Origin of the sequence: Neomicrococcus lactis, from assembly GCF_014200305.1 — a bacterium.
GTDB lineage: Bacteria > Actinomycetota > Actinomycetes > Actinomycetales > Micrococcaceae > Neomicrococcus > Neomicrococcus lactis.
Map to the genome: position 1 here is coordinate 1492056 of NZ_JACHBL010000001.1, position 22777 is coordinate 1514832.

Genomic DNA, 22777 nt, shown 5'->3' on the forward strand with positions numbered 1-22777 from the left:
GGGTTATGCGTCCTCTCCGGAAGTGTTGACTGCTGCGTCGTTTGACTCTGAGGCGCCGTGGTTGGTGGGGCCTTGAGCAGGGATCAAACGCGGAATCGAGTTGATGATCGGGTATCGCGGGTAGGAACCATCTGGTCCCGGCACGGTAGCCACAAGTTCTTCGCCTTCCACACGCAACGCAGATTTCGTTACGGGGCAGCGCAAGACTGACAAGAGTTCAGGAGAGGGTAAAGCCATGCTGTCCATTCTATGTGGCATAGACACGGTGCATTTGCGAGTGAGGTAACCCCGGGGCTTTGAGATGATGAGCCTTGGACGTGGTTAGTCCTGCCAGCGATTACCCCTTCGGTGGCAAGATCCGCAAGTGACCACGACGTGGGCCATCAGCGGACGTGGGAGCAATAGGCTCTCCCGAGCCGGAACGCTCAAGCGCGCCCTCAGGGGAAAGTTCAGGTGCTTCCTTGGCTTCCTTAACGGCCGATGCCAACGCGTAGAGGTCGTTGTGGTCCATCGGCACTTCGGTGGAAGACCGGTCAATGTGGAGCACGGACCATCCACGAGGAACGCTCATGCGGTTGGCGTGATCTTCACAGAGGTCGTAACAATGAGGCTCAGCGTGCTGAGCCAACGGACCCAATACCGCCGTGGAATCCGCGTAAACATACGTCAATGTCGCCACTGCTGGCGATTGACAACCTTGCCGCGAACACTGCCTAACCGATCTCACGAAAATCCACCTTACCGTCAGTTCCTAAAGTTGAAGAGTAAGCTTTAGGTATGTCCGCTCGTTTCTTGTTTCCTGAACCGGATTCGGGTTCAGCTTCTCGAGGACGCAGTTTTGAAAACCGGCGTCGAAATCGTCACGGTCGCGGACTGCGCGGAGCACTCTTAGTTCAGTCGCTCCCCGGCAATCGCACTCGCGAAGAACGTTTTCAAGACCTCGTCTTCGAATCCGTCGAGGAAGCCCAGTCGCGCTTCACAAACGAACTCTCCGGAATGGTAACCAACATTGAGTTGGTCCCACCCATGGAAGGCATCATGCACGGTGCCGCGCTGGGTCGCGGAGTACCTGTAGGCCAGGCCTACGCCCGCACCCCGCGGAACCCACCCATCATCACGGTGTTCCGCCGTCCCGTCGAGGAGATGTCAGATTCCTCCACGGATCTTCCAGACATTGTCAATGACGTGGTCGCAGAACTCGTCGGTGAACTCCTAGCGGTCTCTCCCGAAGAAGTTGATCCACACTACGGCCGACCTCGTCGCCGCTAGTACTCGCTACGGCAAATTGACCGGAATTCCCTGAGCGGCGGTCGGGCTCGGCTGGATGGCAAAGGTAGTGATGCCCGTGGCGCCGGCAAAGCTCAAGCCGCCTCCATAGACCGCTCCACCGCTCGTATCCACAGTGAATGAGCGCACATCCCCCAAAGTCTTGGGGTCAAACATATAGGCAGAATTGGCCGGGATCAACTGCTCAAGCGCCTTACCCAAGCGCCCCTTCGAGTCGATGCTTCGCAGCGAAACTGTAGCTGCGGCGTCGTCCGTGGAAAACAGAACATACGGCTTGCCGCCAGCCGGAAGAGTCACGAGCTGACGCTGGCTGAGCCGCTGCGCAGAAGACGTGTACGCCGCATCGTGGGGCTGGTCCGCGGCCTTGCCACGCACCGAACGAGCGCTTGCCACGACAGACCGATCAGACGTCAGCCGCACCGCGTAGGAACCCGCGGGCAACTCAGCGAGCGAAATCGCCGTGGTCCGTCCAGCCTTCAGCGTTTCCGGCAGTCTGATGTCGTGAGACTTTCCATCCGAGCCAATGGCCTTCGCCGTGACCTTCGCATCTACCGCACCAGGAACAGAAATCATGAGCTGACTAGCGGAACTCTGACCGTCGCTCCCCTTGCCGAGGCTCGTGGAATCAGCCTGCGGCTGCACCCACACGAAAGGGATCACGCTCTTGGTGGCAGCGCGTGCGCCCGCCGAAATGTAGTCAATGCCCGCCGGGGTCAGTCCGCGCAGCGAGCTTTGCTGGATGCTCGCGCTGACGGCACCGCCTTGCGATTGAACGCGCAAGGTGACGGCTGAATCGTCCGGGGCTACGCCGCCAAGGAGCGTCGTGTAGTGCTCGCCCGGAGCAATCACGAGCCGGTCCAAGGTACCAACGTTCGGCTCGTTATCCGTGGATCCATACGCGCGAACACTGACTGTGGCAGCAGAGGATGAAGGGTTAGAAATCGTCAAAATGGACGTGTTCTCAACGGCCGTTGAGGCGCCCACGAGCCACTGATCATGGCTCGGCGACATGCATGGAGCTGCCGAGAAACCGGCAAGGTCACCGTCTTCGCTCAGTGTGGTGCGCTGGCCGGAAATGAGCGCCGACTGCTTGCCGAGCGACTGCGCAGCGAGCTTCAAAAACGTCTTTTGGTCGTCGACCAGAACCTTGCCAACGACGGTCGTAGCGCCGTCAGCACCGTTGGAGACCACCTGAGAGGCTTGCTCATCCGGAATGCGCTTGGTGAGTTCCTTGGCCGTAGCTTCCGAGTCATTCGAAGCCTGCTCTGTGAGCGGCGTAGCACTTACGCCCGGGATTCGCGCGCCAACGTCAGAGAGCACACTGGCCGTAATGCCCGTGGTCTGCTTGGTGGTGTCCGGAGTGAACTGTGAATCTGTACTGCCGCCACCATTGGCCAGCTGCGGAGTGGCGACGCACGAGAGCAATGTATCCGCAGCCGCAATTTCGGCCATGGGTGCGTCGAAGCTCGCGGGTTCGCCGGTCTGGTTAGTGGCTTGCTCAAGAACGTTCTTGAGCGCCGGCTCGGCAATAATCACACCGCCAGCAAGGCCCACCAACAGTGCACCGCCAACAACAGGCTTCCACGAGAACGGCTTACGCTCGCGCTCCACGATGTCCTCATTCGACATGGGAAACCTCCTCTGCGGTAGTGGCAGTTTGCTCTTCAGCGTCAGTTCGGCGGACTGGCGTCTCTTTGCGGTAGCGCTGCGCTTCGCTGAGACGTGCGAGTTGGCGCTTCGGCAGCGGGATTGCAAGGAGCAGGATGACCAGCAGGATCAGCGCTCCGCCCACAAACACGGGCACGCGCCATGGAGACTCGTAGCGAATCTCGAGCGTTCCTGCCGTTTCGGGAAGCTGAAATGCTTGAGCCCAGGCTGGCACGCCCGGAACGTTGATGGCCCGTTCGAGCTGTTGACCGTTGAGGTGTGCCATCCAGCCGCTGTCGCGCTGCTGGGCAAGAACCACTACGCGGCCCGCATCGCCTTGTGGAAGTGCGAAGTTCTTGACCTTCGAAAAATTGGATGGGACGAACTGCGCAACGGAACCATCTGCGTTGAGGACGCGGACGTTCGCGGTGGATGCCGCCGGCTGCCCGGTAGCTTCCGTCACTCCGTCCAGCGGACCCACACGCCAGAGCCAACCGGCCGACGTATCGCCGACTTCAGCCAATCCAGGAATGCTGCGGATGCGGGACAAGAGCGGATCCGTGGGGTCCACGATTCCGTCTATCACCACGAACGAAACACCCATTCCGGCAAGCGTCGCTCGCACATCCGTGGAGTTGCCCGTGACGATGGATCCCACGACATTGCGAAGTTCAGAGTCCGCTGCGGATGCGTCCACGCGCTCGGGCGTCCACAACGTGCCGCCGAGAGATGCCACGGAGCGAACTGCGGACACGGAGTCCAAAGTATCTCCAGCCTGATTCATGAGACGTGCCTGAAGGGCTGGCGACGCCTCCGATTTAGAGTCTGACGCACCCGTTTCAATCACCAAGGTGCGCTCTTCGAATTCGCCACGCCCGCGGTCAGCTGCCGTGGCCGGAAGGACAGAATCTCGTCCGGCAATCACGCGCTGACCTGCGCCGATGGCGTCCGCATCAGTCGTCGACGCCACACGCGGAACAATGAACCACGCACTCGAAGCCAGCACCGCGAGCGTCAACACTGCTGCCCCGGTGCGGCGTGCTGCCTGCGGCACGCCTGCGCGCATCGCAGAGATCGCGGCGGTCACCATCGCGAGCGTGAACACGGACACGAGAGGACCCACATACGGTACGACGACGCTGCCCCGGTCGAGGGCGACCGTCACGAGCGTCGCTGCCCCGGAAGCCACGAGCGCAAGCACTCCGAACAGACCTGCGTAGCGCGCAATCGCGCCCGTGACACCTGTGCGCAAGAAACCAATGAGCGCAATGAGCACGAGCGGCGCGCTAACCACGCAAACGGCGACCAGAACCGACAGACCGAAGACGGACGCGTCCGTCGAAAACTCCACAGGGAATCCCAATAATTGCTGCCACAAGGGCGCAGGCGTGTAGGCCTGCGGCTGACCTGGCTCGAGCAAGAACGCCCGAACCGCCTGGGTCCACACGCTGTGCTCAGGGGTTCCATCGTTGGCGGCCGGGGTGGAAAGCCAACGCGACAAGCTCTGCACCAGAAGCGGAGCAAAAACCACAAGGCTTGCAAGCGGAGTCCACCACAAAGCGCGCACGCGCCGCGAGAATCCGGTTCGGCGGCGCGAGCTACGAACAAACGCCACCACCACGGCAGCAACCACTGCGGCAACAAAGATCATGAGGTTTGCGAAGACGCCCGTGATCGGGGAACCCACCGAAATCAGCGCGAGGGCAAGGGACAACCCCGCACGGTGCGCTACCCGCGTGCCGTGCTGCGAATCGATAGGGCCGCCACCCTTGATGCCCAGTGCCGCAAGAAGAAGACCGGCTGCTACGGGCAACACGAGGTGAGCCAGCACGGCTCCAGGACGGCCAGTGGCGAGCGCCGTGAAAAGAGTTGGATGCACGGCCCACAACAGCGCACCAACAAAGCGCCAACCGATGCGGCTCGTGACCGTGCGCAAGAACCAGTACGCGGACCAGGCCGCCAAGGTCATGGCGCCCAGATAGACAGTTACGCCCACCACGTTCGCGTGGTTTCCGCTGACGGCATTCGCGGCAAGAATCAGTGCATCGAAGGGATCGGTCGCTCCGGCAACGCCAAGGAACGTGTTTTGCCACCAACTCGTCGCGTTGTGCCACGTCTCAGCAAGCGACGTAGACAGCGGAACCAGCGAGCCACCCACGAGCGACGGAGCACCCAGGAGCTGGCGGAATCCCACGAGGGAAAGCACCAGCGTGAGCACGCTCAACGCCGTCAGCGCGGGAATGTTGGAAGGCTTTGCGGTTCCTTCGAGAGCTTCGAAATCGTCATGACCACCCGTGGCATGGGCAAGATCCGCGCTGCCGGCAATGCCGCCGCTGTGCGAGACACCGCCCGCTTGAGAAGCGGTGGGAATGGACACAGCCGCCACGCGAGCCGCGTGAAGATCACGATTGCGTCGGCGAATGTGCGCAACCTCGCGAGGATCGGCAAAAGCACGGCGCACCACGGAGCGTGGCACGGAGTTAGTCTTGGCGGCGAGGCGTCGCGCCTTGAAAAGTTTGAAAGGATGCCACAGCGGCGCAAAGGACGCACCTAGTTGGCCAGCGCCATAGGAAATGTCCTTGGCGAACACGCCAGAGAAGAAGCGGCCAATGCCGCCGAAAATCACGGCCAACGCCACGAACGGCAACGCCAACGCAGGGGCATGCTTGAGGCGCAAATACGACGATGCACGGCGCTGAGCTGTGCGGTCCACTCGAGACTTCACGCCGAGCGGTTCATGAATCATGCGTGCTTGTGGAACTACCACCACGCGGTGGCCCGCGGCGCGAGCGCGCCAGGCGAGGTCAATGTCGTCACCTACAAAAGGCAAGGACGGATCAAAGCCCTGCAATCGTCGCCAGACATCCAACCGTACCAAGGTGCCGGCCGAATTCACGGCAAAAACATCGGAGACCCGGTCATGCTGACCTTGGTCCTGCTCGTCGAGTTCGAGCATCGTGAGGCGCTCTCCATGACGCGTCACGGACAAGCCCACATCCAGCAAGGCGCGCTCGCGCCCGGCTTGAACCTGCTTACAACCGGCGATGACTACCGCCGGGGATCGCTCTACCGCGTCCAGCAGAACCGCAAGGGAATCTGGGGCTGGAGCTGCGTCGTCGTGGTGGATCCAGAGCCAATCCTGAATGTCCGCTTCCGGCTCGGGGAGGTGCTCGGAAGCCGCCGCCAGAGCCGTTCCGAAGCCGCCAGCGGGGGCTTCGAGGAACAGGGCCGTGGACGGCAAATGCTCGCGGAACAGCGCAGCCGTCTCATCAGTGGAGGCGGCATCTATAGCAATGAATTGGTCCGGAACACGACTTTGGCCGCGCAGTGCGGCCAAAGTTTCCGGCAGATACGCTGCCCCGTTATGAGAAGCAATGACAGCGGTAATACGAACCCGGCTGTGAATTAGACTGCTCGCTTCCGCAATCGGCGGCGCTCACGCTCGCTCATGCCACCCCAAATACCAAAACGCTCATCATTCTTCAGCGCGTATTCAAGGCACTCTTGGCGAACCGTGCACTGCGCGCATACCTTCTTGGCGTCGCGAGTGGATCCGCCTTTCTCAGGGAAGAACGCCTCAGGATCAGTCTGAGCACACAGCGATTCAGACTGCCATGCGAGTTCGCCCTCGTCAGCTACGCCGAACAACGTCGGCATGCCAATCCAGGACTTCGCGGCAGCGTTCTTCTTTTCCCGACGCGCCTCACGGTCACGGTTCGGTGAAACTTCGAGTGGTGCAACAGGTACCGGCGACTCCCCCGAGCGCTCTGGCAACAAGTTCACTACATCGCCCATTCCGCCCTGAATTGCGGATGGCGCGCCAGACTCATCGAGGTCATATTCCGCCAAAAGCGCGGTTGCTTGATCCTCGAGAGAAAGCTTGCTTTCTTCGTATCGCTTGGCTGCATCCGGATCTGCCGGGTCTACAAACCAATCGGAAGGAACCGCTCGGGTTCCCGTGCGCCATGGTGACGCGGTTGTTTCTTCAGTTTCTACATACAGGCGATCTGCTTGGCCCATTGCTGCACCCTTCCCCTAGCTCGCTTGTGGAATCCGTTCATAATTACATCGGTGTAAGTCATACATCGTCAAGCCCGGCGGAGATTGTACGGAGCTACTTTCCGGTCGAGTTGGCGCAACACGCCGCTAACACCCGCGAAATTCCGGCGCGCCGCTTATAGGCTTTCAGGGTTTTCTCAGGTATGTCTCAACCCTAGGTTGAAGCTTTTTTGGTTGAATGCTTCTCTAAATCTCTTTCAACTGCGCTAAATCCGTAGCGATTTCGCCGACAGCCCAGCTTCGAACCCAGCAATTGCCCCGCGGCCGCTATAGGTCCAAGCTAGGTACATGACCGCAAATCCAGAGACCTTCGCAGAGCACATCTTCGGCCGCCTCCGCCATCAGAACCACCCCGCACTCGTGTGGTACTCCGCCGACGGCGAGCGCATCGAGCTCTCTGGCCGCGTGGTGGATAACTGGGTAGCGAAGTCTGCCAACTTCTTGGTGGAGCAGTTTGACGCAGCCCCGGGCGAGACCGTTGGCGTGCAGGCGCCGCTGCATTGGAAGTCGCTGGCTTTTGCGTTCGCTGTGCTTCAGTCAGGCGCTACGTTGGCAGGTCCAGACCGCACCAACCTAGATGTGTTGTTCACCGACCGTCCCGAACTTGCCGACGAAATCAACCACCACGGCGAAACTCTTGTGGTGACCTTGCCGTCTCTAGCGTTCCAATACCCCGGCGATCTCGCGGTGCACCTCACGGATTACTCCGCTGAAGTGCGCGCATTTGCGGATTACTTTGCACCACAGCCGGTTCCCGCGGACGCTATCGCGATCGACGCGCTGTCCGGCCAGCTGACGTACGCAGCATTTATGGATGCAGTGACGGCGCGGATGACGGCTCTCCAGCACGACGCCGCAGCCTCACCCGAGGTGCCACTCGTTGCGTTGATGAGGGCCGAGACTCTCGGGTCGACGCCCGATTATCGGACGGCCCTGGTGGACGCGGCGGCGGTATGGGTGTTGGGCGGAACCGTGGTGCTCGTGGGAGATGGCAAAGAAGTCACGGACCGCATTCGTTCTGACGAGCGGATTGTGATCGAGCTCTAGAGCACGGCGCTTGTCAGCGCTTCAGACAGTTAGTACCGGTCCGAAGAATCGTTGTACGGAAGGGCGTCGTCGTTTTCCGAGCGCAGGCCATGCGTTGACTTCACGTGGGAGGACGGCACCGTTGGAATGGCGCCGGTGAAGATCACTTCGCGGTCGTGAGCAAATTCTGGCTCGGCATCCAGCTCTTCGGTGAAGACCCAGAAGCGGTAGGCGAAGAAGCGGAAGATGGTGCCCAGGATCAGGCCCACCACGGAGCCGGCAATAAAGAGGCTGGTCTTGTCCGTGAGGCCAATCCAATACTTGGTCACCCACACACAGGCTGCGGCAATGCCGAGGCCAATGGCGTTCATGAGCAAGAACATGAGGGCTTCGCGAACCAAGTTCGCTTGGCGGCGGTGACGGAAAGTCCACCAGCGGTTGGCCATCCACGAGAAAATGGTGGCGACAATACCGGCGACAACTTTGGCCTTGACCTCAGAGTCATGCATCGGTCCAGCGAGTAGCCAGATAAAGATGCCGGAGTCAATGACGAAGGCGATTGCACCGACAACACCGAATTTCATGACTTCGCGCCACATCATGGACACGAGTCCCTTGGCGCGAACAATTAGATCTTTCAGCACGACCTCCCAATGCCGTAGACGAGCCAATCGCTAATTGTAGGGCGCAGGGCTGAATGTTCCCCAAAAATGTGCCGTTCGGCATGTTCGCAAGGTCTCACCTCATAGCCAGTCCTTGTAGTCTGGATGGGTGACTTTTCCCCTGATAGGCGTTGTTGGCGGCGGCCAGCTTGCGCGCATGATGCTGCCCGAGGCCAACCATCTTGGTTACCGTATTTCTGTATTGGCTGAAGGAACCGACGTTTCCACGGCTCTTGCAGCCCCTGAATCGCCTGTGGGTGACTACAAGGATCTGGAGACGCTGCGCGCTTTTGCCGCAGGAAAAGCCGTGGTCACTTTTGATCACGAGCACGTTCCCACCGAGCACCTCCACGCTCTTCTTGCCGAAGGCGTGAACGTTCAGCCGGTGCCGGAAGCGCTCATTTATGCGCAGGACAAGCTCGAGATGCGTAAGAAGATCGAAGAGCTGGGCCTGCCGAATCCGCGCTGGCGCGAAGTGCATTCCGTTGAAGAGCTCTCCGCGTTCGGTCACGAGATCGGTTTCCCGGTCATCCTCAAGACCCCGCGCGGCGGTTATGACGGTAAGGGAGTGGCTTTCGTTAATAATGACGACGACGCCGCAGCCCTGTCCTCATGGTTCACCGGTTCCGCGTTGCTCGCCGAAGAGAAGGTCAACTTCACTCGCGAGCTTTCCGCTCTGGTGGCACGCCGTCCATCAGGTGATGCACGTGCGTGGCCAGTGGTTCACACCATTCAGGTTGATGGCGTGTGCGACGAAGTGATCGCCCCAGCTCAAGAGCTGCCAGAAGAGACTGTAGAGGCAGCTCAAGAAGCAGCACTGTCAATCGCTCACGCCTTAGGCGTCACCGGCGTCATGGCCGCCGAGTTGTTTGAGACTCCTGGCGTGGGTCCGGGCTTCATGATTAACGAGCTCGCGATGCGCCCTCACAACACCGGTCACTGGACACAAAACGGTTCGGTCACGAATCAGTTCGAGCAGCACCTACGTGCCGTCTTGGATTTGCCGCTGGGAACCACGGATGTGATTGCCCCCGTGAGCGTGATGAAGAACATTTTGGGCGGATCTAACCCAAATCTGCATAATGCTCTGCCTGCTGCGCTAGATATCGATTCGGGCGCAAAAGTGCATCTTTATGGGAAGGGTGTTAAACCCGGGCGTAAGATCGGGCATATTAATGTCATAGGCGGACGCGACGAGAACATCGAGCACGTCCGGGCGCGAGCGGCGGCCGTCGCTTCAGCACTGAGGGACGCTTAACCGGCTGACAAGGCCGTGTAGCTTCTAATCCCCACGAATCAACGATTACTGAGGTACTTCACTGTGAACCAGCACGCAGATATGACGAATGCTGACCCGAAGGGGCCAGACACTCCAGAAGAGCGCCCACTGGTTGGCATCGTGATGGGTTCAGACTCTGACTGGCCCACCATGAAACTCGCGGCTGAAGCCCTTGAAGAGTTCGGCATCCCGTTTGAGGCCAAAGTTGTTTCGGCGCACCGCATGCCCGAAGACATGATCGCTTACGGACGAGAAGCTCACGATCGTGGCCTCAAAGTCATCATCGCGGGCGCCGGCGGAGCCGCACACTTGCCGGGCATGCTCGCCTCCGTGACTCCGCTTCCGGTGGTGGGTGTTCCTGTTCCGTTGAAGTACCTCGACGGCATGGATTCCCTGCTTTCGATCGTGCAGATGCCCGCAGGCGTTCCCGTTGCCACCGTTTCTATCGGTGGCGCACGCAATGCTGGCCTGTTGGCCGTCCGCATGCTGTCCATTGGCGACAACGAACTCGCCGCTGATCTTCGCGCTCAGCTCTTGGACTTCGCTCAAGAACTGAGGAAAACCGCCATTCGAAAGGGCCAAGCCCTGCAGGAGGCGCGAGCGTGACCTACAACGGCCCAGACGATTACAACAACGACTCCCAGCTCCCCGGTCACGAGGATCACCACTCCTCGCGCCGTGCACGCCGCGAGGCACGCTTGGCGGAGTCTCACGAGTCGCTGACCGAGGTCAGCCCACTTCGCAACCCGGAAGGCGCATCCGCTCGCACTCGCAGCGGCCGCGCCATCATGCTTTTGTTGCTCACTATTTTTGTTCCAGGTGGCGCCCAGATTGTGGCGGGTAACCGCAAGATCGGTCGCTTCGCTCTGACCGTGACCCTGATCTGCTGGGCCGCCTTGCTGGTCATCCTCGCGTTGTTCTTGATTGACCGCGGCATCCTGTTTGAGTTCTTCGCCAACACCAAGGTGCAGTTCGTGCTGGCTATTGTGTTGGCAGCGCTGGCCGTCGGCTGGCTCTTGCTGTTCGCCAACACGTTGTTCCTGATCAAACCCAAGTTGTTGGCTCCGGGCATGCTGGCGATCGTTTCTGTTATCGCCATCGTCGCGGTTCTCGCGACCTCCGGCCTTTTGGGGTACGGCTCCTACGTGGTCAATACCGGCCGCGACACCATCACGCAGGTCTTTGAAGAAGGTCCTGCCTTTGAGCCAGTGGATGGCCGCTACAACCTCTTAGTCCTCGGTGGCGACGCGGGCGAAAACCGCGTGAGCCTTCGTCCGGACTCCACCTCTATTTGGAGCGTGGACGCCAAGACCGGTCAGATCGCCATCATTTCCATCCCGCGTAACTTCCAGAACACTCCATTCCCGGAGTCTTCACCCATGCACAAGCTGTACCCCAACGGCTTCAACTGTGGTGACGAGTGCATCTTCAACGCCATCTACTCCAAGGTGGAAGAAAAGCACAAGGACCTTTACCCCGGCGTGGAAAACCCCGGCGCACAGGCCACCATGGAAGGTGTTGAAGGCATTACGGGCTTGAAGATTCAGGGCTACGTTGTGGTGGATATGGCCGGCTTCTCCGAGTTCATCAACGCTATGGGCGGCGTGGACATCAACAGCGGCGGCTGGGTACCTTGGCGCGGCCCTGTTCGCACCGATACCGCCGTCCGCACTCGCTGGTTTGAGCCTGGAACGCACCATTTCACGGGCGAGCAGGCTCTTTGGTACGCGCGTTCTCGCTACTTCACCTCTGACTACCACCGCATCCGTCGCCAGCAATGCATGCAGGATGCCATGGTCAAGCAGTTCAACCCACAGACCGTGATCACGCGCTTTGGCCAGATCATGAGCGCCGGAAAGCAGTTGGTCCAGACCAACATTCCGCAGTCTCAGCTTGGTAGCTTCGTGAACCTCGCAGATAAGTCTCGCGATTACGACGTCACTCGTTTGACCCTTGGCGCTCCGGACTTTGGAACTGCGGCGGAACGCTTCTCTACCTATCCTGACTTTGACCAGATCAAGGCCCGCATTCCACAAGTGCTTGCGGAAGCCTCGGGAGGCAAAAAGAAGGAAACGGAAAGCGCGGCACCTACTAGCGCGGCGTCGTCGTCCTCCGCGAGTGGCTCCGCCAGCGCTTCCGCAGGCGCAAGCACAAGTGCAGCCGCCAGCGCTAGCGCCAGCTCTTCTAGCGACGATGAAGTCATTCAGGAAACTGAGACGGTTCCTACTACTCAGCCGGACGGCTCCCCCATCACGGAGGACTACTTGATCCAGCTCGAGGCGCAGGGCAACACGGGGCTGCTCGAACTCATTGCAAGCACCAACTCCAAGTGCTCGGCGGGATAACGATGTATCGACTTCAAAATTCCGTGCGCAACTATGCGTGGGGGTCCGAAACGGCGCTCGCTGAGATCCTTCACACCACGCCTTCTGGCAAGCCAGAGGCGGAACTGTGGATTGGCGCTCATCCTGACGCGCCGTCCGTGGTGTTGAGTGAGGGTGCGCGCGCCGGACAGCCTTTGGATGCGGCCATTGAGGACGACGCCGAACGTATGCTTGGCAGCGCACGTGAGCAGTTCGGGCACTTGCCTTTCCTCATGAAATTGTTGTGCGCCGCGCAGCCGCTCTCCATTCAGGTACACCCCACGCAAGAGCAGGCTCAGGCCGGTTTTGCGCGAGAAGATGCGGCTGGCATCCCCCGCGATGCAGCGAACCGCAACTACAAGGACGCCAACCACAAGCCGGAGATGATCTTCGCGCTCACGCGTTTTGATGCGCTGTGTGGCTTTGCGCCTGTTCGCGAGACCGCCGAGCTGTTTGAAGCGTGGGCGACGTTCCTCGAGACTCAGCAAGCCCTGAGCCTCGACACCACCACCATTCCCATCCTCAACGCGGCTACCTCGCGCGATGAGATCGTCAATGCGGACCGTGCTGTTGACCAGGCGCGCTCGTTGGCCGGGCTGTTGGTGGGTTCTGACTCTGACGAGAACGCCCTTCAGGACACCTTTTCGCTGATCCTCAAGGGCGGCACGGGCGTGCGGGCTTTGGCCTCCACCGCTCCGCTGCTCGCTTCCGCCGGAGCCAAGCTGCCTGCTCGACTCGTGGAGCTTGCTGAAATCGCCAAGATTCACCCTGGTGATCCCGGGCTCGTGGTGTCGCTGTTGCTGAACCGCGTCAGCTTGATGCCCGGCGAGACCATTTACTTGCCTGCCGGAAACGTCCACGCGTATTTGCGCGGCACGGGCGTGGAAGTCATGGCGTCCTCTGACAACGTCCTGCGCGGCGGCCTGACGGCCAAGCACATCGACCTCAATGAGCTCGTCTCTACGGTGAACTTCAGCGTGGTGGACGTTCCGCATGTGGAAGCTCACCTCACGGATCTGGGCCAAGAGCTGTACCAGCCACCGTTTGACGAGTTCCAGCTGCAACGCATTGAGCTCTCCCCCACCGAGATGCCATCTGGCGGCGACGTGGTGCTGGCTCAGTCTGGCCCGGCCGTTGTCCTGGTGACGCGTGGATCGCTGCTCTTGCAGTCCCCTACCTCCACGTTGGAGCTGAAGGTCGGCGAATCGGCGTTCGTGCCGGCTGCCGAGTCTCCAGTGGTGATTCGCTCTGCAGGTCCCGAAGGCGGAACCGCCTTCGCTACAACGGTCTCCGAGGCGTCTCCGACCCCTCCACTCTGAGGCCACATTTCGCTCCAATGCGAGACCACGTTTCGCCCCAATGCGAGACCACGTTTCCCTCCAGTGCGAGGCCACTTTGCGGCTAGAAAACTCGATTTCCTAGCTGCAAACGGTCCTCACATAGCCAGGTTTGTAGCGTTTTGGCCTCACATGGGTTGGGGCGCTGTAGCGTTTTGGCCTCACATTCACGTGGGAGAGCAGCCCTGCCGCCACATTCATCCGGCAAAGCAACGAAAACGCCCGCCAACGTCTGGTCGATGACCTTCAGCTGCCGGGCGCCGTCGTACTGTAGTGAAAACTTAGCGAGTGTAATGTTCCCACTTGTCGGAACGGTGCTCGGCCTCAACCATGCGAACGGTTCCGGACTTGGAGCGCATCACGAGGGACTGCGTCTTGATGCGATCGTTGCCGTAGCGGACGCCGCGCAAGAGGTCACCGTCGGTGATGCCGGTCGCTGCGAAGTAGGCGTTGTCCGTCTTGACGAGGTCGCTCGTGGTGAGGACCTTGGACAAGTCGTGTCCGGCGTCGATGGCCTTCTGCTTTTCAGCGTCATCGGTTGGCCACAGACGGCCCTGAATCACACCGCCGAGTGCCTTGATGGCGCACGCGGCAACGATGCCTTCTGGCGTTCCGCCGATGCCCATGAGCACGTCAACGCCCGTGTTTTCGCGGGTTGCGGCGATGGCACCAGCCACGTCGCCATCCAAGATGTACTTCACGCGAGCGCCGGCTGCACGAATTTCGGCAACAAGGCTTTCGTGACGTGGACGGTCCAAAACGCAGACCGTGACCTGGGAAATCTTCTTGCCCTTCGCCTTCGCGATGAGGTGCAGGTTCTGCTTGACCGGCAAACGCAAGTCAACGAGCTCGGCAGCCTCTGGGCCGGTCACGAGCTTCTCCATGTAGAACACGGCGCTCGGGTCAAACATGGCGCCCTTTTCGGCCACAGCCAACACCGAGAGCGCGTTGTTGTAGCCCATAGCGGTCAAGCGGGTGCCATCGATCGGGTCAACGGCGACATCAACTTCTGGGCCTTCGCCCGTGCCCACGCGCTCGCCATTGAAGAGCATAGGAGCTTCGTCTTTTTCGCCTTCGCCGATGACTACAACGCCGTTGAAGTTCACAGAGGAGAGCATGGCGCGCATCGCGTCGACAGCAGCGCCGTCAGCAGTGTTCTTGTCTCCGAAGCCCACCCACGGGCTCGCAGCGATAGCCGCAGCCTCCGTTACGCGCACCAATTCGAGCGCAAGGTTACGGTCCGGTTCCGCGTCAGAGACGGAAAGTCGTGGGGAAAGGTGGGAAAAATCGTTCGTTTCAGTCACTGTCTTCCTCGACACATCGCTGGGCATCCGGTAGGACGTCTTTACCTTTCGATCATAGTCTGCCCCTCTTCATTCACTAATTACGACGACGCCGCTTACGTCTCTTTGTCACGTTGGTTTTGCTGCTGCTGGCGTTCAGCAACGGAATTTCGTGCCATATTTCAGGGTGAGGCTCACTATTTTTGGGGTGGAGCTCATGGGTGCGAGAGAATATGAGAATGCCCGAAGAAAAGAACGTGGACACCTCTGTGTCTACGGAACCCGCCGTGTCTGTGGAAAACGCCGCACCTGAAGAAGAGCCAAAGTATGTGGTGACGGCTTCTCAAGCCAAGCGTTTGAGCCAGTCGGTCAAGGGCATTTTGATTTCGTTGGCTTTGACGGTGGCCGTGGTAGTTCCTGTATTGCTGCTGAACCCGCCCAGCAATAAGAACGTCTACGAAAACCGCGTGGACGTTGGGCAGACCGCCCAACAAGTGGTTGATGATCTCAACTTCAAGGCCGCTTCCCCCAAGCTTCCGGATGGCTGGTACGCGAACTTCGCGCGCTGGAACGGCGGCGGAACGGACGGTGTTTCCTTCTGGGAAGTCGGGTATGTGACGCCGACCGAAGGTTTCATTTGGATGCGTCAAACCAAGAACGCGAATCCCACATGGATTTCTCAAGTCACCAAGAACGCTCCGGTATCCGGGCAACGCACCGTTGGGTCCACGGTCTGGGAAATGCGAGAGACTGCGGATGAGACCACGTACGTTGCCAAGGACGTCAACGGCTACACATTCATCTTGAGCGGACCTGCTTCGCTTGCAGACTTAGACACGTTTTCAGCCGCTGTGCAAGATAGTCTTGCACCATGACAATTGAGGCTCGGCTCACCCCTGCTCAGGCATGGGAACGCCTTCGTGAAGGTAACCTTAGATTCATTGGTGGCACAAGCGATCACCCTAATCAGGACGCTAACCGTCGCGCGTCCCTCGTCCAAGATCAACACCCGTTTGCGGTGATCTTTGGATGTTCGGACTCCCGGCTCGCGGCTGAAATCATCTTTGACGTTGGCCTTGGCGACGTCTTTGTTGTCCGCACGGCGGGGCACGTTATTGATGATGCCGTCCTGGGAACCCTCGAGTATTCCGTGTCCATTCTCAACATCCCCCTCATCATGGTCCTCGGGCATGACTCGTGTGGCGCCGTCACCGCGAGCGTGAATTCCTTCAACTCCGGCGAGATGCCTAACGGCTTTGTCCGCGACCTCGTGGAGCGCATTCTTCCCTCCGTCATTACGGCCAACCGCGTCGGCACCACGGACGTCAACGGTTGCGTAGTTGAACACGTCAAGCAGACCACCGAACGCATGGTGGACTCTTCCAAAATTGTCGCCGATGCCGTCGAGGAGGGCCGCACTGCCGTTATTGGTGTGACTTATCGCTTGGCTGAAGGCCGCGCAGAGCTTGTTTCCGGATTCGGAAACGTCGAATAACACACTCAGAATGTACAAGTAGTCGCACTGTCGATCACTGATCAAAAGGTAAGGAAAAATGGCAGATTCAACTGAGTACCGCATCGAACATGACACGATGGGCGAGGTCCGCGTGCCGATTGACGCGCTATACCAGGCGCAGACGCAGCGCGCTGTAGAGAACTTCCCGATCTCCGGCAAGACCCTTGAGCGCAAGCACATCGAAGCACTTGCTCAGGTCAAGAAGGCTGCAGCGACGGCAAACGCCGAGCTGGGCGTGCTCGATGGCGAGCTCGCAGAAGCAATCTCCGACGCAGCAGATCAGGTAGCCACGGGCGAATTTGATAAGCACTTCCCGATTGACGTGTTCCAGACCGGCTCCGGAACGTCTTCCAACATGAACACCAACGAGGTTGTTGCTAACCTCGCCAACCGCGCTCTCGAGGCTCGCGGTAGCGAAAAGCGCGTTCACCCGAACGACCACGTGAACGCTTCCCAGTCCTCCAACGACGTGTTCCCAACGTCCGTTCACGTTGCAGTGACCTCTGCGCTCATCAACGACCTCATCCCAGCACTTCAGTACTTGGATGCTTCGTTCACCCGCAAGTCCGAAGAGTTCAAGAACATCGTGAAGTCCGGCCGCACCCACTTGATGGATGCCACCCCAATCACCTTGGGCCAGGAATTTTCCGGCTACGCAGCACAGGTTCGTTACGGCGTAGAGCGCATCGAAGCTTCGTTGCCACGTGTTGCTGAAGTTCCTCTCGGCGGCACCGCTGTTGGAACCGGCATCAACACGCCTGAAGGCTTCCCACAGCGTGTGATCGCTGTTCTCGCTGAGAACACCGGCTTGCCACTGACCGAGGCTCGCAACCACTTCGAGGCTCAGGCCAACCGCGATGGCTTGGTTGAAGCTTCCGGCCAGCTGCGCAATATTGCGTACTCGCTCATGAAGATCAACAACGATCTCCGCTGGATGGGCTCCGGTCCAAACACCGGTCTTGGCGAAATCGCGATCCCTGACTTGCAGCCAGGCTCCTCGATCATGCCGGGCAAGGTCAACCCTGTGATCTGTGAAGCAGCCATCATGGTGTGCGCTCAGGTCATCGGCAACGACACCACGGTTGCACTTTCCTCCACCAACGGTGCTTTCGAGCTCAACGTGGGCATCCCGGTCATGGCTGCCAACTTGCTCGAGTCCATCCGCTTGCTCGCCAACACCTCCCGCGTGATGGCTGACAAGATGGTTGACGGCATCACCGCTAACGAGGAGCGCGCACGCTTCTTGGCTGAGGCTTCCCCATCCATCGTGACGCCTCTGAACAAGTACATCGGCTACGAGAACGCTGCGAAGATCGCCAAGAAGGCTGTTGCTGAAGGCCTCACGGTCCGCGAAGCAACCGTTGCTTTGGGCTTCGTCGGCGAAGGCGAAGGAAAGGTCTCCGAGGCTGACTTGGACAAGGCCCTCGACGTCACGACGATGACCGGCAAATACTAAAAACTAGATCACGAATTTGGGCGCTGGGCTTTTGTCCAGCGCCCATTCTATTGCCCGGCGATGTTTAGGGGGGCAATCTTCTGGCAGCGCATCTACTGCGCACCATTGCACGTTCAGGTTTTCGTCATCTGCCACGTGCGCTTCGCCCGAAACGTATTCAAGCCCAAAGATGATATCCAAGTACTGCGCTCGATCGCCGTTCGGATAAACCATCGGATCCGTGGTGGCGATACCGGCCAGCCGCGTTACGCGCGCCTCGATACCCGTTTCTTCGAGCACCTCCCGCCTGCACCCTACGGCTGGTTCTTCTCCCGGCTCCAAAATTCCAGCCGGCAACGTCCATTTCCCGTTGTCTGCACGCTGCACCAACAGCACTTCTGGCACTTTACTCTCACCCGGATCATGGGCGCTCTCGCGAAGGACCACAGCCTTCACGCCAGGCAGCCACAAGGGATCCGTGCCAATCTTCTTGCGTAACTCCACTATGAACTCCGGAATGGGCATTGCATCTCCTTCAGCTGGTAATTCCTGAACGCCAATCTACTAGGTCACGCCACTAGGCGATTCAGCTACCAATAGCGAGCGCTATTAGAGCACCCAAAAGCATAAATGGACCGAATGCGATGGCGGTGGAACCGCGCATTTTCCCCACCACTATGCCGCCGAGGGCAAAGAGCGATCCCAGCAGAAACGCAAACAGCGTCCCCCATAGCACGTGCCACCAGGACACAAACCCCAAGTACGCCCCCAAGATGGCCGCCAGCTTCACGTCGCCCATCCCCATTCCGGATCGTTGCACGAGGTGAAGGACTAAGTACCCCGCAAAGAGCACGACGCCGCCTGCTACAGCCCCGATGGCCCGCTGCGGTTCGCCGTGGGCCAGTCCGGCGACGACCAACAAGACGAACGTCCAACGCATCCAGGGAAGCACCAACTTGTTTGGCAAGAGGTGTGTCCGAGCATCAATCCACGCCAAGCGAGCGCCGAAAGAAACAAACGCCAAAACTGCGACGAACAGGGCCGCAAGCCCCGTCACGTCCCACCCATTCTGGACCGAGGTGATCCAGTCCCCCATAATTCCCAGCACGATCTTCACGCTACCGTGAACTCATGGGCCAGCTCGAAGAAAAGACTCTGGCTGTGCATAAATTGAGCACAGCGTCCGCAGGGCTATCCGCTGTGGGTGAGGCTGCGGCGTCGTCCTTGAGAAATTGCCATCTCAAACGAAGGGCGTGAACCCTCCCGAGGTAGAAAGGGTTCACGCCATTGGCTCGAATTGATCGTATCCGGGCCGGAGTTTCTAGATCTGCCCGTCCTCGAGAAGATCCGTCACGAGCGCGGCGATCGCTGAGCGCTCGGAGCGTGTCAGCGTGACGTGTCCGAAGAGCGGGTTGCCCTTGAGCGTTTCAACTACGGCGGCAATGCCGTCATGGCGACCCACGCGGAGGTTATCGCGCTGGGCGACATCGTGAGTGAGGACGATCTTCGAGTTCTGGCCGATGCGGCTCATCACCGTCAAGAGTACGTTCTTCTCGAGGCTCTGGGCTTCGTCCACGATCACAAAGGAATCGTGGAGCGAACGGCCTCGAATGTGGGTCAGTGGCAAGACTTCGAGCATGCCACGGTCCATGATTTCGTCCATGACGTTCGTCGACACGAGCGCGCCAAGCGTGTCATAGATGGCCTGGCCCCACGGGTTCATCTTCTCTTGCTCGGAGCCCGGGAGGTAGCCCAGTTCCTGACCGCCTACGGCGAAGAGCGGACGGAAGACCACTACCTTCTTGTGCTCGCGGCGTTCCATGACGGCCTCCAGTCCGGCGCACAGCGCGAGCGCCGATTTACCGGTACCGGCGCGGCCGCCGAGCGAGACGATGCCAACGTTTGGATCAGAGAGCAGGTCAATCGCCAAGCGCTGCTCAGCCGAACGGCCGTGGAGACCAAAGACTTCACGATCGCCGCGCACTAAGCGCGTCTGTCCGTCCTTACCCACGCGTCCAAGCGCAGAGCCGCGAGGCGAAGAGATGACGAGGCCCGTGTTGGTGGGCATGTCCTTGGCGTCGTCGAGCAGTACGGCTTCCCCGTCGTACAGCGCAACAACATCCTCTTCGCTTGCCATCACTTCGGCGACGCCGGTCCAGCCGGAATCGCGGACTAATTCATTACGGTACTCATCCGCCTGAAGGCCCATGGCAGAAGCCTTGACGCGCATCGGCAGATCCTTGGAGACCACCGTGACGTCGCGTCCCTCGTCGGCGAAGTTCTTAGCTACGGCCAAGATGCGCGAATCGTTGTCCGTGCCACGGAACCCGACCGGCAAAACGTCTACCGAGATGTGGTTAAGTTCGATGCGCAGCGAACCACCCTGAGTGCCGATCGGCAGGGGCTTGTCGAGACCTTCATGCTGGACGCGAAGATCATCAAGCAAACGCAGTGCGTTGCGGGCGAAATAGCCAACCTCGGGATCGTGGCGCTTCTTTTCGAGCTCCGAAATCACGACGATCGGGATGATGACTTCATGTTCTGCGAAGCGCAGTAGAGCTCGCGGATCCGCGATGAGCACGGAGGTGTCCAGAACGTAGGACTTCTCCCCCACGCTTTGCCTCTCTTGAGGAGCACCGGCTGCTCGCGGTAATGAACCAGAACTTTCGCGGAACTCTTCCTCCGCATGACCCAACAGTTCAGATTCGCTTACTACTGACACGATTGCTCCCCTCCAGGGCGTTACCCTGTCCTATCGCTGAGGTAGGCGGAACGGCCGCAAAAGAGCCGTGTCCGGCCCCCTTGTCGATGAGAGAAGTCTCAACTGGTGGCCTTTCCGGTCAGACGGCCCGAATGCCGTCCGATGTGTCCTACGCTACGACTCCTGCGGCAAAATCCACGTCTCAGAAACGCCGTGTTTCGAGGTTCGTCATGTGAATTTTTTGTAACACGAGAGTTCATCCAGAGTTCATTGACTGCGGGCGCTGAGTGGGGTTAGATGGCCGCCGTCGTACTGGAAAATTGCACTGAAAGGGCACCGCAAGAATAAAGTAAAACGCCTAGTCAGAAGCCGAAACGGCGCTGTCGATCCGCGTAATCACGCAAGGCCCGCAAGAAGTCCACGCGCCGGAAATCCGGCCACAGCGCCTCGCAAAAATAGAACTCAGAGTACGCGCTTTGCCAAGTCAAGAAGCCGGACAATCGCTGCTCGCCAGAGGTGCGAATGAGCAGGTCAGGATCGGGTTGACCCTTCGTGTAAAGGTGACGGGAAATGGCGTCGGCATCCATAAGTTCAGCCGCTTGCTCGAGAGTTTTGCCAGCTTCGGAAGCTTCCAGCATGTACTCGCGCACGGCGTCCACGATTTCGCGCCGGCCGCCGTAGCCAATGGCCACATTGACGTGCACGCCGTCGCAATCCTTGGTCTCTTGAGCCAGCCGATCGAGCTTCTCGCTCAAGGCAGGAGGCAAGAATTCCTTCGCACCCACGGGCTGAATGCGCACTCGTTTGGATTCGCCCAAACGGTCCACGGTGTTGCCGATGATCCCCATGAGCTGTTCGAGCTCTGCGGAGGAACGGTTCAAGTTGTCCGTGGACAGCATGTAGAGCGTGACCACTTTGATGCCGAGCTCTTCGCACCAGCCAATGAATTCCACGATTTTGTCTGCGCCAGCCTGATGCCCATGCGCCGTGGGCGCCCCGGCGAGTTTGGCCCAGCGACGATTTCCGTCCACCAAAACGCCAACGTGGTGTGGAAGCTTGCCCGTGGTGAGACCGCGCGCGAGCGACTTCTCATAGAAATGATAGAGAACATCAGGAACGCGCATCGTGAGCTTTCACAGGTCCTAAAGGTGAGGCGACATAAGAACTTCGTGTGACTTCGAGATTACCGGAACATCACAGTTTTTCCTTGCTTACCTGCGAGCTTCCCGATAGTTGGTACTGGGAGTATCGAGTAGACTGAGGGCATGAACGCCACCTCCAGCATCGCTCGCGAAATTGATGAGCTCAAGCCAAAACTTCGCGGCTGGATTCACCTCGGCATGGCCCCCATAGCACTGACCGCGGGCATCATCTTGGTGATACTCGCACCTACTCCGATGGGCAAGCTCGTCACGGCCGTCTACGCGGTCACGGGATTGTTGCTGTTTTCCGTCTCGGCGATTTATCACCGCGGCACCTGGTCCCCCAAGGTCCGGATGTTGCTGAAACGTCTCGATCACACCAACATCATGTTGGTGATCGCCGGCTCTTACACGCCGCTGGCATGGGCACTTCTTCCACAACAGAAGGCCACGTGGCTCTTGGCCGCGATCTGGACCGGCGCTATTTTGGGCGTCGCTTTCCGCGTCCTCTGGACCAACGCACCTCGCTGGCTCTATGTCCCGATTTACATCGTTTTGGGCCTCGCGGCACTGCTGTTCATCGGCGATTTCTGGGCGGTCAACATCCCGGCCACCATCCTGCTGTGCATCGGCGGCGCGCTCTACATCATCGGCGCGGTCATCTATGCGCTCAAACGCCCCAACCCATCACCGCGCTGGTTCGGTTTCCACGAGATCTTCCACGTCTTCACGGTGGGCGGTTTCGTGTGCCACTTCATCGCGATCGCCCTCGCGATCCTCGGCACCAACATCCACGGCTAGTGCAACCTACTCCTCATCTGGGCCGCGCACTATCTCGTTGTTGACGAGCCTGCCCTCGGCAATCTGCCGCGCAATCTCTTCGTCAGCCTTGCGTAGATCCTCTTCCGAAAGTACAAACGGCGGAAACACCAACTCGTTCGGATCCCTCTCACAGATTTCCTCATAGGTCAGGCCGTAGAGTCGCCCTTCAGCGTCCACCCATCCCAGACTTTTCAGATGTTCGTAGCTGTTCTTCATTC

Annotated in this window: 22 protein-coding genes; 10 read left to right on the forward strand and 12 right to left on the reverse strand. The window is 59.5% G+C overall.

Going from position 1 to position 22777, the window contains the following annotated elements:
* Positions 1-3 precede the first annotated feature (3 nt).
* Positions 4-237, reverse strand: a complete 234-nt coding sequence (locus tag BKA12_RS06770; protein WP_183645132.1) for a hypothetical protein — start codon at positions 235-237, stop codon at positions 4-6.
* Between the two features lie 100 nt (positions 238-337).
* The gene (locus BKA12_RS06775; RefSeq protein ID WP_183641727.1) at positions 338-727 is read right to left on the reverse strand and encodes a DUF3499 family protein; all 390 of its coding nucleotides are present in this window, start codon (positions 725-727) and stop codon (positions 338-340) included.
* 50 nt (positions 728-777) lie between these two features.
* Here BKA12_RS06775 and BKA12_RS06780 point away from each other — a divergent pair, with 50 nt between their 5' ends.
* Positions 778-1269 (forward strand): metallopeptidase family protein, encoded by a 492-nt coding sequence (locus BKA12_RS06780; protein ID WP_183641729.1) that lies wholly within the window; start codon positions 778-780, stop codon positions 1267-1269.
* A gap of 6 nt (positions 1270-1275) precedes the next feature.
* Here BKA12_RS06780 and BKA12_RS06785 read toward each other — a convergent pair whose 3' ends face one another.
* From BKA12_RS06785 to BKA12_RS12400, 3 genes are read right to left on the reverse strand one after another with little or no spacing between them, the layout of a single operon-like run.
* Entirely contained in the window at positions 1276-2916 is a 1641-nt protein-coding gene (locus tag BKA12_RS06785; protein WP_183641731.1) for a DUF5719 family protein, read from the reverse strand.
* A complete protein-coding gene (locus tag BKA12_RS06790) occupies positions 2906-6361 on the reverse strand; it encodes a glycosyltransferase (RefSeq protein WP_183644712.1) in 3456 nt (1151 codons plus the stop codon). Before BKA12_RS06790 ends, BKA12_RS06785 begins: the two co-directional genes overlap by 11 nt.
* The gene (locus BKA12_RS12400; protein ID WP_246361616.1) at positions 6340-6954 is read right to left on the reverse strand and encodes a WhiB family transcriptional regulator; all 615 of its coding nucleotides are present in this window, start codon (positions 6952-6954) and stop codon (positions 6340-6342) included. Before BKA12_RS12400 ends, BKA12_RS06790 begins: the two co-directional genes overlap by 22 nt.
* Before the next feature lie 327 nt (positions 6955-7281).
* On the opposite strand from BKA12_RS12400, the gene BKA12_RS06800 reads away from it, so the two are divergent.
* Positions 7282-8040: a TIGR03089 family protein gene (locus tag BKA12_RS06800; protein WP_183641733.1), complete on the forward strand. Its 759-nt coding sequence runs from the start codon at positions 7282-7284 to the stop codon at positions 8038-8040.
* Between the two features lie 29 nt (positions 8041-8069).
* Here the strand turns inward: BKA12_RS06800 and BKA12_RS06805 are convergent, their stop codons facing one another.
* Positions 8070-8663, reverse strand: coding sequence for a GtrA family protein (locus BKA12_RS06805; RefSeq protein WP_416375655.1), 594 nt, complete (start codon positions 8661-8663; stop codon positions 8070-8072).
* A gap of 127 nt (positions 8664-8790) precedes the next feature.
* Here BKA12_RS06805 and BKA12_RS06810 point away from each other — a divergent pair, with 127 nt between their 5' ends.
* From BKA12_RS06810 to manA, 4 genes are all read left to right on the forward strand, one after another.
* A complete protein-coding gene (locus tag BKA12_RS06810; protein ID WP_183641736.1) occupies positions 8791-9939 on the forward strand; it encodes a 5-(carboxyamino)imidazole ribonucleotide synthase in 1149 nt (382 codons plus the stop codon).
* A gap of 81 nt (positions 9940-10020) precedes the next feature.
* On the forward strand, positions 10021-10566 hold the full coding sequence (purE, locus tag BKA12_RS06815; RefSeq protein WP_183644721.1) for a 5-(carboxyamino)imidazole ribonucleotide mutase: 546 nt from the start codon (positions 10021-10023) through the stop codon (positions 10564-10566).
* Positions 10563-12305: an LCP family protein gene (locus BKA12_RS06820; RefSeq protein WP_338087457.1), complete on the forward strand. Its 1743-nt coding sequence runs from the start codon at positions 10563-10565 to the stop codon at positions 12303-12305. Before purE ends, BKA12_RS06820 begins: the two co-directional genes overlap by 4 nt.
* A gap of 2 nt (positions 12306-12307) precedes the next feature.
* Positions 12308-13642 carry a mannose-6-phosphate isomerase, class I gene (gene manA / locus BKA12_RS06825; protein ID WP_183641739.1) on the forward strand — a complete coding sequence of 445 codons (1335 nt, stop codon included), beginning with the start codon at positions 12308-12310 and terminating at the stop codon, positions 13640-13642.
* 299 nt (positions 13643-13941) lie between these two features.
* On the opposite strand, the gene glpX is transcribed toward manA, so the two are convergent.
* On the reverse strand, positions 13942-14991 hold the full coding sequence (gene glpX, locus BKA12_RS06830) for a class II fructose-bisphosphatase (RefSeq protein ID WP_183641742.1): 1050 nt from the start codon (positions 14989-14991) through the stop codon (positions 13942-13944).
* 191 nt (positions 14992-15182) lie between these two features.
* Between glpX and BKA12_RS06835 the strand changes: the two genes are divergently transcribed.
* Genes BKA12_RS06835 through BKA12_RS06845 form a run of 3 tightly spaced genes read left to right on the forward strand, consistent with a single transcriptional unit; the run spans position 15183 to position 17915 of the window.
* Positions 15183-15818, forward strand: coding sequence for a DUF4245 domain-containing protein (locus BKA12_RS06835; protein ID WP_183641745.1), 636 nt, complete (start codon positions 15183-15185; stop codon positions 15816-15818).
* 2 nt (positions 15819-15820) lie between these two features.
* Positions 15821-16438, forward strand: a complete 618-nt coding sequence (locus BKA12_RS06840) for a carbonic anhydrase (protein ID WP_338087530.1) — start codon at positions 15821-15823, stop codon at positions 16436-16438.
* Positions 16439-16496: 58 nt separating this feature from the next.
* Entirely contained in the window at positions 16497-17915 is a 1419-nt protein-coding gene (locus BKA12_RS06845) for a class II fumarate hydratase (protein WP_183641751.1), read from the forward strand.
* A 3-nt stretch (positions 17916-17918) separates the two neighbouring features.
* Here BKA12_RS06845 and BKA12_RS06850 read toward each other — a convergent pair whose 3' ends face one another.
* From BKA12_RS06850 to BKA12_RS06865, 4 genes are all read right to left on the reverse strand, one after another.
* A complete protein-coding gene (locus BKA12_RS06850; protein WP_183641754.1) occupies positions 17919-18419 on the reverse strand; it encodes an NUDIX hydrolase in 501 nt (166 codons plus the stop codon).
* A 61-nt stretch (positions 18420-18480) separates the two neighbouring features.
* Positions 18481-19002 (reverse strand): prepilin peptidase, encoded by a 522-nt coding sequence (locus tag BKA12_RS06855; RefSeq protein WP_183641757.1) that lies wholly within the window; start codon positions 19000-19002, stop codon positions 18481-18483.
* A 213-nt stretch (positions 19003-19215) separates the two neighbouring features.
* Positions 19216-20508: a PhoH family protein gene (locus BKA12_RS06860; RefSeq protein ID WP_271394988.1), complete on the reverse strand. Its 1293-nt coding sequence runs from the start codon at positions 20506-20508 to the stop codon at positions 19216-19218.
* A 449-nt stretch (positions 20509-20957) separates the two neighbouring features.
* The gene (locus tag BKA12_RS06865; protein WP_183641760.1) at positions 20958-21719 is read right to left on the reverse strand and encodes an isoprenyl transferase; all 762 of its coding nucleotides are present in this window, start codon (positions 21717-21719) and stop codon (positions 20958-20960) included.
* Between the two features lie 141 nt (positions 21720-21860).
* Here BKA12_RS06865 and trhA point away from each other — a divergent pair, with 141 nt between their 5' ends.
* Complete coding sequence (gene trhA, locus BKA12_RS06870) at positions 21861-22538, forward strand: PAQR family membrane homeostasis protein TrhA (protein ID WP_183641763.1); 678 nt, start codon at positions 21861-21863, stop codon at positions 22536-22538.
* A 6-nt stretch (positions 22539-22544) separates the two neighbouring features.
* On the opposite strand, the gene BKA12_RS06875 is transcribed toward trhA, so the two are convergent.
* Entirely contained in the window at positions 22545-22775 is a 231-nt protein-coding gene (locus tag BKA12_RS06875) for a hypothetical protein (protein ID WP_183641765.1), read from the reverse strand.
* Positions 22776-22777: the final 2 nt, after the last annotated feature.

Excerpts from the sequence above, each read along its gene's own strand:
- BKA12_RS06770 (WP_183645132.1), bottom strand. The coding sequence starts at position 237 with ATGGCTTTACCCTCTCCTGAACTCTTGTCAGTCTTGCGCTGCCCCGTA.
- BKA12_RS06780 (WP_183641729.1), top strand. The coding sequence starts at position 778 with ATGTCCGCTCGTTTCTTGTTTCCTGAACCGGATTCGGGTTCAGCTTCT.
- BKA12_RS06785 (WP_183641731.1), bottom strand. The coding sequence starts at position 2,916 with ATGTCGAATGAGGACATCGTGGAGCGCGAGCGTAAGCCGTTCTCGTGG.
- BKA12_RS12400 (WP_246361616.1), bottom strand. The coding sequence starts at position 6,954 with ATGGGCCAAGCAGATCGCCTGTATGTAGAAACTGAAGAAACAACCGCG.
- BKA12_RS06800 (WP_183641733.1), top strand. The coding sequence starts at position 7,282 with ATGACCGCAAATCCAGAGACCTTCGCAGAGCACATCTTCGGCCGCCTC.
- purE (WP_183644721.1), top strand. The coding sequence starts at position 10,021 with ATGACGAATGCTGACCCGAAGGGGCCAGACACTCCAGAAGAGCGCCCA.
- manA (WP_183641739.1), top strand. The coding sequence starts at position 12,308 with ATGTATCGACTTCAAAATTCCGTGCGCAACTATGCGTGGGGGTCCGAA.
- glpX (WP_183641742.1), bottom strand. The coding sequence starts at position 14,991 with ATGCCCAGCGATGTGTCGAGGAAGACAGTGACTGAAACGAACGATTTT.
- BKA12_RS06835 (WP_183641745.1), top strand. The coding sequence starts at position 15,183 with ATGCCCGAAGAAAAGAACGTGGACACCTCTGTGTCTACGGAACCCGCC.
- BKA12_RS06845 (WP_183641751.1), top strand. The coding sequence starts at position 16,497 with ATGGCAGATTCAACTGAGTACCGCATCGAACATGACACGATGGGCGAG.
- BKA12_RS06850 (WP_183641754.1), bottom strand. The coding sequence starts at position 18,419 with ATGCCCATTCCGGAGTTCATAGTGGAGTTACGCAAGAAGATTGGCACG.
- BKA12_RS06865 (WP_183641760.1), bottom strand. The coding sequence starts at position 21,719 with ATGCGCGTTCCTGATGTTCTCTATCATTTCTATGAGAAGTCGCTCGCG.
- trhA (WP_183641763.1), top strand. The coding sequence starts at position 21,861 with ATGAACGCCACCTCCAGCATCGCTCGCGAAATTGATGAGCTCAAGCCA.
- BKA12_RS06875 (WP_183641765.1), bottom strand. The coding sequence starts at position 22,775 with ATGAAGAACAGCTACGAACATCTGAAAAGTCTGGGATGGGTGGACGCT.